Source organism: Streptomyces sp. NPDC015661, assembly GCF_043077765.1.
Taxonomy (GTDB): Bacteria; Actinomycetota; Actinomycetes; order Streptomycetales; family Streptomycetaceae; genus Streptomyces.
On record NZ_JBIBST010000010.1, the window covers coordinates 346547 to 358915 of the forward strand.

11 protein-coding genes are annotated in these 12369 nt (G+C 71.3%); 8 read left to right on the forward strand and 3 right to left on the reverse strand.

What is annotated here, in order from left to right:
• Nucleotides 1–7 precede the first annotated feature (7 nt).
• Nucleotides 8–1474 carry a hypothetical protein gene (locus ACF07V_RS27725; protein ID WP_392158127.1) on the forward strand — a complete coding sequence of 489 codons (1467 nt, stop codon included), beginning with the start codon at nt 8–10 and terminating at the stop codon, nt 1472–1474.
• 70 nt (nt 1475–1544) lie between these two features.
• Here ACF07V_RS27725 and ACF07V_RS27730 read toward each other — a convergent pair whose 3' ends face one another.
• Complete coding sequence (locus tag ACF07V_RS27730; protein WP_392158129.1) at nt 1545–3083, reverse strand: peptide MFS transporter; 1539 nt, start codon at nt 3081–3083, stop codon at nt 1545–1547.
• Nucleotides 3084–3506: 423 nt separating this feature from the next.
• Between ACF07V_RS27730 and ACF07V_RS27735 the strand changes: the two genes are divergently transcribed.
• Together ACF07V_RS27735 and ACF07V_RS27740 are read left to right on the forward strand one after the other, a co-directional pair.
• Entirely contained in the window at nt 3507–4184 is a 678-nt protein-coding gene (locus ACF07V_RS27735) for a response regulator transcription factor (RefSeq protein ID WP_041129540.1), read from the forward strand.
• A 54-nt stretch (nt 4185–4238) separates the two neighbouring features.
• Nucleotides 4239–5510 carry an ATP-binding protein gene (locus ACF07V_RS27740; RefSeq protein ID WP_392158131.1) on the forward strand — a complete coding sequence of 424 codons (1272 nt, stop codon included), beginning with the start codon at nt 4239–4241 and terminating at the stop codon, nt 5508–5510.
• A gap of 21 nt (nt 5511–5531) precedes the next feature.
• Here the strand turns inward: ACF07V_RS27740 and ACF07V_RS27745 are convergent, their stop codons facing one another.
• Entirely contained in the window at nt 5532–6047 is a 516-nt protein-coding gene (locus ACF07V_RS27745; RefSeq protein ID WP_392158133.1) for a GtrA family protein, read from the reverse strand.
• Nucleotides 6048–6245: 198 nt separating this feature from the next.
• Between ACF07V_RS27745 and ACF07V_RS27750 the strand changes: the two genes are divergently transcribed.
• From ACF07V_RS27750 to ACF07V_RS27765, 4 genes are all read left to right on the forward strand, one after another.
• Nucleotides 6246–7385: a 5-(carboxyamino)imidazole ribonucleotide synthase gene (locus ACF07V_RS27750; protein WP_392158134.1), complete on the forward strand. Its 1140-nt coding sequence runs from the start codon at nt 6246–6248 to the stop codon at nt 7383–7385.
• Nucleotides 7382–7915 (forward strand): 5-(carboxyamino)imidazole ribonucleotide mutase, encoded by a 534-nt coding sequence (gene purE, locus ACF07V_RS27755; RefSeq protein WP_392158135.1) that lies wholly within the window; start codon nt 7382–7384, stop codon nt 7913–7915. Before ACF07V_RS27750 ends, purE begins: the two co-directional genes overlap by 4 nt.
• On the forward strand, nt 7912–9120 hold the full coding sequence (locus ACF07V_RS27760; protein ID WP_392158137.1) for a dipeptidase: 1209 nt from the start codon (nt 7912–7914) through the stop codon (nt 9118–9120). Before purE ends, ACF07V_RS27760 begins: the two co-directional genes overlap by 4 nt.
• 168 nt (nt 9121–9288) lie before the next feature.
• Nucleotides 9289–10197, forward strand: coding sequence for a membrane dipeptidase (locus tag ACF07V_RS27765; protein WP_392158139.1), 909 nt, complete (start codon nt 9289–9291; stop codon nt 10195–10197).
• Nucleotides 10198–10256: 59 nt separating this feature from the next.
• Here the strand turns inward: ACF07V_RS27765 and ACF07V_RS27770 are convergent, their stop codons facing one another.
• Entirely contained in the window at nt 10257–11582 is a 1326-nt protein-coding gene (locus ACF07V_RS27770; protein WP_392158141.1) for a UDP-glucose dehydrogenase family protein, read from the reverse strand.
• 176 nt (nt 11583–11758) lie between these two features.
• Here ACF07V_RS27770 and ACF07V_RS27775 point away from each other — a divergent pair.
• On the forward strand, nt 11759–12369 hold a 611-nt coding region (locus ACF07V_RS27775), incomplete at its 3' end, for an acyl-CoA dehydrogenase family protein (RefSeq protein ID WP_392158142.1).

Genomic DNA, 12369 nt, shown 5'->3' on the forward strand with positions numbered 1-12369 from the left:
ACGGAGGATGAGCGCGGCCGGGGTCGCGCTGATGCTCGGCGGCGCGGGGATCCTGTATGCCGCCGGCCCCGCCCAGGCCGCCGAGGTGTCGTACGCGACGGAGTGCATTCCGCCGTCGATCTCCGGCCTTCCGCCCGTGCAGGGCACCACGAAGGTGCTGATCACCGCACCGGCGGAGGCCAAGGTCGGCGACGAGGTCGAGATCGTCTGGAAGACGGTCCAGGCCGCCTCGAAGAACCCCGACGTGCTCGACCTCGACAAGGACACGGTGAAGCCCACCGGCGTCCTGACGGTGGGCGGCGCGGGGAGCGGGACCGTCGCGATGGAGGGACCGCGGCAGAATCCGCCGATCCCCAAGAACAGCCCGATGGTCCTCCCCGACATGAAGGGGAAGCTGAAGCTGGAGAAGGCCGGCGAGATCACGCTGACGCCCGGCAAGTACACGATCAACGTCTCCAAGCCCCTGTCGACGGACACCAAGTGCTCCCCCAAGGAAGCGGTGCCGGTCGGCGCGACGATCAAGGTCACGGACGGCTCCTCGACCTCGGGCGGCGGTTCGACGAGCACGTCGGGCGGCGGTACGACGAGCAGCTCGGGCGGTTCGACGAGCACGTCGGGCGGTACCAGTTCCAGCGGCGGGACCAGCACGTCCGGTGGGACCAGCACCTCCGGCGGTACGACCACCTCCGGCGGTTCGTCCACGGCGGGTGGCACCACCACCTCCGGCGGTTCCTCCAGCTCCGGCGGTACGAGTTCCACCGGCGGCGGCTCCTCGACATCCGGCGGCTCCGCCACGAGCTCGTCCGGCGGGACCGGCGGCTCCGGCGGGCAGACCGACTTCTCCGGCAAGCAGGTCGCGGTCCAGTTCTCCTGCCAGCCCCCCGGCCCCACCTCGATCGCCTCCAAGGTGACGATCGACGCCAAGAAGAACGGCAACGGCTACGACCTCACGGTCAAGACCGCCAAGGGCGTCATGAACAGCCCTGCGGCCCTGCCCGCCGGCGCCCTCAAGCCGTCCATGGCCGTCAGGATCGGCGGTGCCGACAGCGGAACGGTGAAGGTCACCGGCCCCGCCAACGCGGCCCCTCTCGAAGCGGGCAAGCCGGTCGACCTGCCCGACATGAAGGGCACCTACACCCCGGGGGCGACGGGCAAGTCCACCCTCAGCCCGGGCGCGCTCACCATCAGCGTCTCCCTGGGCGGCTCGCCGATCGTCATCCCCTGCCAGGTCAAGGGCGCCGTGCAGGCCTCCCTCGAACTGGACACCAGCAAGCAGGCCGGCGGTGCCGCCGGCGGCGGGGACACGACGACCACCTCGGGCTCCGGCTCCGGTGGTTCCGACGGCGGGAACCTCGCCCACACCGGCGCCGAGAACGACGGCGCGCTGCGCGCCCTCGGCCTCGTCGCGGGCACGATCATCCTGGTCGGCGGCGCGGTCTTCACCTTCACCCCCTGGGCGCGGCTCAGGCGGTGAGGAGCGGGAAACGACGGAGGGCCCGTCGCACCGTGCGGTGCGACGGGCCCTCCGTGCGGGGCGGGTGACGTCAGTGGACGTCGCCCATGAGCTTCTTGACCTTGTTGCGGTACATGAAGATCGCGACGGCGGCGACGGTCACGGCCACCGCCTGCAGGGCGATGATCCCGGTGCCGTTCAGGTCCACGCCCGCGAGGGAGAGCAGACCCGTGGTGCAGTCACCGGCGGTGACGGCGAGGAACCAGACACCCAGCATCTGCGAGGCGTACTTCTTCGGCGCCATCTTCGTGGTGACGGACAGGCCGACCGGAGACAGGCACAGCTCCGCGATGGTCTGGATCATGTAGATGCCGACCAGCCACATCGGGCTGACCTTGGCGTCACCGGAGGCCATGCCGATCGGGGCGAGGAACACGAAGAACGAGATGCCGATGCCGACGAGGCCCAGCGAGAACTTCACGATCGTGCTCGGCTCCTGGTTGCGGCGGGCGAGCCACAGCCACAGCCAGGCGAAGACCGGGGCCAGCGCCATCACGAAGAGCGGGTTGAGCGACTGGAACCAGGTGGCCGGGAAGCTCAGCGGACCGATGTGGTCGGTGGTCTCGCTGTCCGCGAAGAGGGACAGGGTCGAGCCGCCCTGGTCGTAGATCATCCAGAAGACGGCCGCGGCCACGAAGAACCAGATGTAGCCGGTGACCTTCGACTGCTCGGTCTTGTCGAGTTCCTTGTCGCGCTTGATGCGGACGATCACGGCGATCGGGATGATCAGGCCGGCGATGGTGATCGGGACCAGCGCCCAGTTCAGGGTGTACATGCCGGCGGCGACGACGGCGCCGTAGAAGACGGCGATGGCGACGGCCGCGACGCAGACCTTCACGAGGACCGACTTGCGCTCGGCGGCGGAGAGCGGGTTCGGGACCACGCTGCTCTTCTCGCTCAGGTGGCGGGTGCCGAACAGGAACTGCGCCAGACCGATCGCCATGCCGATGGCCGCGAGCAGGAAGCCCAGGTGCCAGTTGTGGCTCTCGCCGACGGTGCCGATGACCAGCGGGGCGAGGAAGGCGCCGAGGTTGATGCCGACGTAGAAGAGGGTGAAGCCACCGTCACGGCGCGGGTCGTCCGGGCCGTCGTAGAGGTGGCCGACCATCGTGGAGATGTTGGCCTTGAGCAGACCGGAGCCGACGGCGACCAGTGCCAGGCCGACGAAGAACATCGCCTGGCCGGGGATGGCCAGCGAGGCGTGACCGGCCATGATCACGAAGCCGGCGACGGTGACGGTCTTGCGGGCGCCCCAGACGCGGTCGCCGAACCATCCGCCGGGCATGGCCATGAGGTAGACCATCGAGACGTAGACGGAGTAGATCGCCGTCGCCGTCGCAGCGGTCATGGCGAGGCCGCCACCCTGGCTGCCGGTCGCCGCGTCCGCGCCGCCGGAGACCAGGTACAGAACCAGAAGGGCCCTCATGCCGTAGTAGGAGAAGCGCTCCCACATCTCGGTCATGAAGAGGGTGGCCAGACCACGGGGGTGGCCGAAGAACGTCTTCTCGGAGCCGGAGGTGCCGGCGGAACCGCCGCTTCCGGAGGAAGCCGTCGTCAGGCTGGACGCCATGTCGATCCTTGCTCTGTCGGGACGCACGCCTTGTGAGCGTGGTGCGCCCGGTGGGGGAGGCCGGCACCGGGGAGTCGAGTGACTCCACCGGGATCCACGCCCCGGGAGACGCGTTGTCGCGTCCCGGGACCCGGCCCACAGGTCATTCACCGTCAAGGTTCGGCGGAGCCGACCCTACGCAGAAAGAGGACCTTGGCGCGCGAAGCTGGCCAAAGGTCCCCGATTACCGCTACTGACGTCTCGCCACCATACGACACGACAGTGCCGGATATGGAAGGACTTGAGAGATGGATCACAGGTGACGAAGGAACCGTACGCGATCATTCGAAGGTCATCTCCTGGTTGCCCACAAGATCCCCAGGGGTCGTTCGGGCCGCCCGGATCCCGCCCCGGTCCGGGTGCCGTGCGGACTACCATCACCCCATGACCCGTGTACTGCTCGCCGAGGACGACGCATCCATCTCGGAACCGCTGGCCCGCGCCCTGCGGAGAGAGGGGTACGAGGTCGAGGTCCGCGAGGACGGCCCCACCGCCCTCGACGCCGGACTCCAGGGCGGGGTCGACCTGGTCGTGCTCGACCTGGGCCTGCCGGGCATGGACGGCCTCGAGGTCGCCCGCCGACTGCGCGCCGAGGGCCACACGGTCCCGATCCTGGTCCTCACCGCCCGCGCGGACGAGGTCGACACCGTCGTCGGGCTCGACGCGGGCGCCGACGACTACGTCACCAAGCCCTTCCGGCTCGCCGAACTCCTCGCCCGGGTCCGGGCCCTGCTCCGGCGCGGCTCCACCGAGCCGGCCGCCGCCCCCGCGACCCACGGCGTGCGGATCGACGTCGAGTCGCACCGCGCCTGGATGGGCGACGAGGAGCTCCAGCTCACGGCGAAGGAGTTCGACCTGCTCCGGGTCCTGGTCCGGGACGCCGGCCGGGTCGTCACCCGCGACCAGCTGATGCGCGAGGTCTGGGACACCACCTGGTGGTCCTCCACCAAGACCCTCGACATGCACATCTCCTGGCTGCGCAAGAAGCTCGGCGACGACGCGGCGAACCCCCGCTACATCGCCACGGTCCGGGGCGTCGGCTTCCGCTTCGAAAAGAGCTGAGCCACCGTCTCCGCAAAGCACCGTTCTCGACCAGAGCTGAGCCACCGTTAAGCCATGCGCCGCCGCCTGATCAATTCCACGCTCGCCGTCGTCCTCGTCGTCATCGCCGTCTTCGGTGTCTCCCTGGTCATCGTCGAGACCCGCACGATCTCCAGCAGCGCCCAGGAGAGCGTGGACTCGGAGGCGCTGCGGCTGGTCTCCATCGTCGACAGCCGGCTGATCGGCGGCGAGCCGGTCAACCCGGACATCCTCGCCGAGCAGGGCGGCGCCAAGCGGTACGCCCAGATCCGCATCCCCGGCCGCGAGCCCATCGAGATCGGCGTCCGCCCCGAGGGCGAGGTCATCCGGGGGCTCGCGGACGGCGAGCGCGGCGAGACCGTGATCGTCGAGGAACCCCGCTCCGCGGTGACCGCCGAGGTCGGCCGCACCCTGCTGATCATCGGCGCCGTGGCCCTGCTCGCGGTCGTCGCCGCCGTCCTCCTCGCCGTACGGCAGGCGAACAAGCTGGCGTCCCCGCTCACCGACCTCGCCGAGACCGCCGAGCGCCTGGGCTCCGGAGACCCGCGGCCCCGGCACAAGCGGTACGGGGTGCCCGAGCTGGACCGGGTCGCGGACGTCCTCGACGCCTCCGCCGAGCGCATCGCCCGGATGCTCACCGCCGAGCGCCGGCTCGCCGCCGACGCCTCCCACCAGCTCCGTACGCCCCTCACGGCGCTCTCCATGCGTCTGGAGGAGGTCGCCCTCGCCGACGACCTGGAGACGGTCAAGGAGGAGGCGACGATCGCGCTCACCCAGGTCGAGCGGCTCACCGACGTCGTCGAGCGGCTCCTGACGAACGCGCGGGACCCCCGCACCGGCTCCGCCGTCGCCTTCGACCTGGACGAGGTCGTCAAGCAGCAGATCGAGGAGTGGCGCCCGGCCTACCGCAGCGCGGGGCGGGCCATCGTGCACTCCGGCAAGCAGGGGATGCGGGCGGTCGGCACCCCGGGCGCGGTCGCCCAGGTCCTCGCCGCCCTGATCGAGAACTCGCTCATGCACGGCGGCGGCACGGTCGCCCTGCGCACCCGCGTCACCGGCAACCAGTCGGTGATCGAGGTCACCGACGAGGGCCCGGGCGTCCCCGCCGACCTCGGCGCGCGGATCTTCGAGCGGGCGGTGAGCGGCCGCAGCTCCACGGGGATCGGCCTGGCGGTCGCCCGGGACCTGGCGGAGGCGGACGGCGGCCGTCTGGAGCTGCTCCAGCAGCAGCCGCCGGTCTTCGCGCTCTTCCTGAGCCGGGAGGTCAGGAGCGTCGCGGAGGCGCCGCAGGAGCGCCCCGTGCGCTAGCTCTCAGGGTGAAAGGCCAGGTCAGACGCGGTTGGGCTGGCGGCGGGTCGCCTGCCGCGGGGCCTGCTCCAGGAACGATTCGGCGGTCTGCACCGCCTCCTTCGCCGGCAGCGCCCGGAACACCCACGTGCGGTAGGACCAGAAGCGGAACAGGGTCGCGACGCCGATGCCGAAGAACTTGAAGAAGTTGCTCTGCAGCGGGGTGTCCCAGCCGAACCCGTACGTCGCCGCGTACAGCAGACCGTTCTGGATCACCAGGCCGACCAGGCTGAAGACCAGGAAGAGGGAGAGCTCCTTGGCGCGGCTGCTCTTGTCCCGGTCCCGGTAGGTGAAGTACCGGAAGCCGAGGTAGTTGAAGACGATCGCGACCACGGTGGCGATGACACTCGCCCGCACCACCGGAAGGTCCGAGAAGTGGCGCACGAGGTTGAACACCCCGAGATCCACCAGGACCCCCACCGCGCCGACCGCGCCGAACTTGGCGACCTCGCGGAAGAGCGCCTCGAGTCGCATGCGCAGCGCGCCGGGTTCACTCATGGTGATCGCTCTGTCCGTCCGTCCGGATGACGTCCGGGCGACGTCAACCCAACCATGCTAACCAGCCCCCCTGTCACCCGCCTGTGTAGCCGCCAAACCCGTGGAGAACCCGTATCTCACCCGTCCCTCACCCGTGCCGTGCTTGTGCCAAACCACAGCCGGACGAGTGTTCCCCGATGGTGCGGATACCCTAAGAGGGTGACGTTCCCCGTAGTAGGCATGGTCGGTGGCGGGCAGCTCGCCCGTATGACCCACGAGGCGGGTATCCCCCTCGGCATCAAGTTCAAGCTCCTCAGCGACACCCCGCAGGACTCCGCGGCCCAGGTGGTCGGCGAGGTCGTCATCGGCGACTACCGCGACCTGGACACGCTGCGTGACTTCGCGCGCGGCTGCGACGTGATCACCTTCGATCACGAGCACGTCCCCGCCGAGCACCTGGCCGCCCTGGAGGCGGACGGCGTCGTGATCCGCCCGGGCCGCGAGGCCCTCGTCCACGCGCAGGACAAGGGGGTGATGCGCGCCAGGCTCGACGAGATCGGCGCGCCCAGCCCCCGGCACCGCATCGTCGCCGATCCGGCCGACGCGGCGGCCTTCGCGGCCGAGGTCGGCGGCTTCCCGATCATCCTCAAGACCGTGCGCGGCGGCTACGACGGCAAGGGCGTCTGGTTCGTCCGCACGCCCGAGGACGCCCGCGACCCCTTCCTCGCCGGGGTCCAGGTCCTCGCCGAGGAGAAGGTCGACTTCGTCCGCGAGCTCGCGGCGAACATCGTCCGTTCCCCGCACGGCCAGGCCGTCGCCTACCCGGTCGTCGAATCCCGTCAGGTCGACGGCGTCTGCGACACGGTCATCGCGCCCGCGCCCGACCTCGACGACGAGCTGGCGGGGCAGGCGCAGGAACTGGCCCTGCGGATCGCCAAGGAGCTGAACGTCGTCGGCCACCTCGCCGTCGAGCTGTTCCAGACCACGGACGGCCGCATCCTCGTCAACGAACTGGCGATGCGCCCGCACAACTCCGGCCACTGGACCCAGGACGGGGCGATCACCTCGCAGTTCGCCAACCACGTCCGGGCGGTTCTCGACCTGCCCCTCGGCGATCCGCGACCGCGCGCGCCGTGGACCGTGATGTGCAATGTCCTGGGCGGCGACTACCCGGACATGTACTCCGCGTACCTGCACTGCATGGCCAGGGACCCGCAGCTCAAGATCCACATGTACGGCAAGGACGTGAAGCCCGGTCGCAAGGTGGGCCACGTCAACACCTACGGCGACGACCTCGACGACGTGCTGGAGCGCGCCCGTCACGCCGCCGGCTATCTGCGAGGAACCATCACCGAATGAGCACCGCCACCGCCCCCGTCGTCGGCATCGCCATGGGATCCGACTCCGACTGGACCGTCATGGAGGCCGCCGCCCAGGCCCTCGACGAGTTCGAGATCCCGTACGAGGTGAACGTCCTCTCCGCGCACCGGATGCCGCGCGAGATGATCGCGTACGGCGAGGAGGCCGCGGGCCGCGGCATCCAGGCGATCATCGCGGGCGCCGGCGGCGCCGCCCACCTGCCCGGCATGCTCGCCTCCGTCACCCCGCTGCCCGTCATCGGCGTGCCGGTGCCGCTGAAGTACCTCGACGGCATGGACTCGCTGCTCTCCATCGTGCAGATGCCGGCCGGCATCCCCGTCGCCACGGTCTCCGTCGCCGGCGCGCGGAACGCGGGCCTGCTCGCCGCCCGCATCCTCGCCGCGAGCGACGCCGAGCTCCGCGCCCGGATGACCGAGTTCCTCCAGGACCTCAACGACCAGGCCACGGAGAAGGGCAAGCGGCTCCGGGCCAAGGTCGAGGGCTCGGCGTCCTTCGGCTTCGCCAAGTGAGCGCCGCTCCGGGCGCGGCGGACCGACTGGAGGAGGCCCGCGAGCTGCTCGCGGGCCACCCCGTCGTCGACGGCCACAACGACCTGCCGTGGGCGCTGCGCGAGCACGTGCGCTACGACCTGGACCGGATGGACATCGGCGCGGACCAGACCGGCGCGCTCCACACCGACCTCGCCCGGCTGCGGGCCGGCGGTGTCGGCGCCCAGTTCTGGTCGGTGTACGTGCCCTGCCGGCTGGCCGGCGACGACGCGGTCAGCGCGACCCTGGAGCAGATCGACATCGTCGACCAGCTCCTCGACCGGTACGCCTCCGACCTCGCCCCGGCCCTGACGGCGGACGACATGGAGGCGGCCCGGAAGCAGGGCCGTATCGCCTCGCTCAAGGGCGCCGAGGGCGGCCACTCGATCAACAACTCCCTCGCCACCCTGCGCGCGCTGCACGCCCTGGGCGTGCGGTACATGACGCTCACGCACAACGACAACAACGACTGGGCGGACTCGGCGACCGACGAGCCCGGCGTCGGCGGGCTGTCCGCCTTCGGCCGGCAGGTCGTCCGCGAGATGAACCGCTCCGGCATGCTGGTCGACCTCTCGCACGTCGCCGCGACGACGATGCGGGACGCGCTCGACGCCACGGCGGCGCCGGTGATCTTCTCGCACTCCTCGTCCCGCGCGGTCTGCGACCACCCGCGGAACATCCCGGACGACGTCCTGGAGCGGCTGCCCGCCAACGGCGGCGTCGCGATGGCCACGTTCGTGCCCAAGTTCATCCTCCCCGCGGCCGTCGAGTGGACCGCGCGGGCGGACGAGAACCTCCGGGCGCACGGCTTCGACCACCTCGACACCACCGCCGAGGCGATGAAGCTGCACCGCGCCTTCGAGGAGGCGAACCCGCGCCCGATCGCCACCGCCGCCACGGTCGCCGACCACCTCGACCACATGCGCGAGGCCGCCGGCATCGACCACATCGGCATCGGCGGCGACTACGACGGAACGGCCTTCACCCCGGCCGGTCTCGACGACGTCGCCGGCTATCCGAACCTGATCGCGGAGCTGCTGCACCGCGGCTGGTCCCACCCGGACCTCGCCAAGCTGACCTGGTCCAACGCGGTCCGCGCACTGCGGGACGCGGAGGCCGTCTCCCGCGATCTGAAGAGCCGTACGGCCCCGTCGAACGCCACGATCGAGGCGCTCGACACGCCGTAGACCGTGTCCGGCGCTCCTTTCCGGACACGGCCCGGCGCCCGTATGACGGGTCCTCACCCGGACGGCCCACTCCGCCGAGCCCCCCGCGGGGGCCGGTGGCACGGTGGACGGTACTGCCCCGCCGCTCTCGGCGGGGCGGTACTGCATCGCCGAGTCCGGAGTAACACCATGGCGGAACTGCTAGACGACCCTCCCACCACCCTCGCGACCGTGCCCGCCGCCCCGGAGCCACCTCCGCCGCCCGACGAGACGGCACGCGCCCGCGCCCTCCTGGCCACGCAGCCCGTCACCGAGGGCCACACCGAACTCCCCGACTCCCTCGACCCCGAGGACCTGCCGCCCGTCCGTGCCAAGGAGGCCGGGGCCCAGCTGTGGTCCCTGCACACCGAGCCGGAAGAGGGCGTCGTCGGGACCCTGCGGCGGATCGACGCCGTCCGCGCCCTCGTCGCCACCTGCCCCGAGGACCTGCGCCTCGCGTACACCTCGTCCGAGCTGGCCCACGCCCGCAACTGCGGCCGCGTCGCCGCCCTGCTCGGCCCGGTCGGCTGGACGGCGCTCGGCGGCTCGGCGGCCATCCTGCGGGCCTACCACGCCCTGGGCGTACGGGCCGTGAACCTCACCTCCTTCGACCGCTTCGCCCGCGACGCCGTACGGGAGATGAACCGCATCGGCCTGGCCGTGGACCTCTCCGGCGCCGACCCGGACACGGTCCGCCGCGCCCTCGCCGTCACCCGCGCCCCCGCGCTGCTGACCCGGGCCGACCCGGAGACCCTGCCGGACGAGGTCCTCGGCCTCCTCGGCGAGAACGGCGCCGTCCTCATGGTCACGGTCACCGACGACCCGGCCGCCGTCGCCGACGTCCTCGACCGGGTACGGGCGCAGGCGGGCCCGCACTGCGCGGGCGTCTCGCACACCACCGCCCCGGCCGCCGGCTACGTGCCGCTCTTCGCGGAGCTGCTCCGCCGGGGCTGGACCGCCCAGGAACTCGTCGGCCTCGCGCACGCCAACGCCACCCGGGCGCTGCGGGAGACGGAGTTCCTGTCCCGGACCAACCGGATCCGGCCGGCCGCGGCCTGACGGTCTTTACGTACGCGAGAGGGGCGCACCGCCCGGCGGTGCGCCCCTCTTCGCTGCTCTCAGGCCGTCGGGCGGCCCATCGCCCGGTACGTCCAGCCGGCCGCCCGCCACCGCTCCCCGTCGAGGGCGTTGCGGCCGTCGAGGATCACGCGCGTGGCGGCGACCGCGGCCAGCTCCGCCGGGTCGAGCTCGCGGAACTCGCGCCACTCGGTCAGGTGGAGGACCACGTCCGCGCCGCGCACGGCCTCCACGGCAGAGTCGGCGTAGCCGAGGGTCGGGAAGACCTTGCGGGCGTTCTCCATGCCCTTGGGGTCGTAGACGGTCACCTGGCCGCCCTGAAGGTGTATCTGACCGGCCACGTTGAGCGCGGGGGAGTCGCGGACGTCGTCCGAGTCCGGCTTGAAGGTGGCGCCCAGCACCGCGACCCGGCGGCCCAGGAAGGTGGACCCGCCGAGCGCCTCGCGGGCCATCTCCACCATCTGGCCGCGCCGCCGCATGTTGATCGAGTCGATCTCGCGGAGGAAGGTCAGGGCCTGGTCGGCGCCCAGCTCGCCGGCGCGGGCCATGAAGGCCCGGATGTCCTTCGGCAGGCAGCCGCCGCCGAAGCCGATGCCCGCGCGCAGGAACTTGGCGCCGATGCGGTCGTCGTGGCCGATGGCCTCGGCGAGCTTGGCGACGTCGCCGCCGGCGGCCTCGCAGACCTCGGCCATCGCGTTGATGAAGGAGATCTTGGTGGCGAGGAAGGAGTTGGCGGCCGTCTTCACCAGTTCGGCCGTGGGGAAGTCGGTCACCACGAACGGCGAGCCCTCGCCGACGGGGACCGCGTACACCTCGCGGAGCGTCTTCTCGGCCCGCTCGCCGCGCACGCCGACGACGATCCGGTCCGGGTGCAGGGTGTCGCCGACGGCGAAGCCCTCGCGCAGGAACTCCGGGTTCCAGGCGAGCTCGACGCCCTCGGGGAGGAGCGCCGCGAGCCGGTCGGCCGAGCCGACCGGGACGGTCGACTTGCCGACGACCACGGAGCCCTCGCGGACGACACCCGCGAGGGAGGTGAAGGCGGCGTCGACGTAGCTCATGTCGCAGGCGTACTCGCCGTGCTTCTGCGGGGTGTTCACACAGACGAAGTGCACGTCGCCGAAGGCGCCGACCTCCTCCCAGGAGGTGGTGAAGCGCAGCCGGCCGCTCGATCCCTCGATGCCGGCCACGTGCTTGGCGAGCAGCTCTTCGAGTCCCGGCTCGTACATCGGGACGCGTCCGCCGGACAGCATCTCGATCTTCTCGGGGACGACGTCCAGGCCGAGCACCTCGAAGCCCAGCTCCGCCATGGCCGCGGCGTGGGTGGCTCCGAGGTAGCCGGTGCCGATCACGGTGATCTTGAGGGCCATGCGGGACTCCAGGGAACGTCGGGCGGAATGCCTGCCCGAGCATAGTCGTGCCCTGGCCCGGGGCCGGGTCACGCCCTACCATTTGGGTTACTTAACGGTAGTTAGCAGCGTGGGAGTGAGTGAGCGTGTCGGGTTCGACTGATTTCGACCTTTACCGGCCTTCCGAGGAGCACGACATGCTCCGGGAGTCGGTGCGTGCCCTCGCGGAGGCGAAGATCGTTCCGTTCGCGGCGGCGGTGGACGAGGAGGGCCGGTTCCCGCAGGAGGCCCTGGACGCGCTGGTCGCCAACGACCTGCACGCCGTGCACGTCCCGGAGACCTACGGCGGCGCGGGCGCGGACGCCCTCGCCACGGTGATCGTGATCGAGGAGGTCGCGCGCGCGTGCGGCTCCTCCTCGCTGATCCCGGCCGTCAACAAGCTGGGCTCGCTCCCGGTGATCCTGTCCGGCTCCGAGGAGCTCAAGCACAAGTACCTCGGCCCGCTGGCCAAGGGCGACGCGATGTTCTCCTACGCCCTGTCCGAGCCCGACGCGGGCTCGGACGCGGCCGGCATGAAGACCCGCGCGGTGCGCGACGGCGACTACTGGGTCCTCAACGGCGTCAAGCGCTGGATCACCAACGCCGGCGTCTCCGAGTACTACACCGTGATGGCCGTCACCGACCCCGACAAGCGCTCCAAGGGCATCAGCGCGTTCGTCGTGGAGAAGTCCGACGAGGGCGTCTCCTTCGGCGCCCCGGAGAAGAAGCTCGGCATCAAGGGCTCCCCGACCCGCGAGGTCTACCTCGA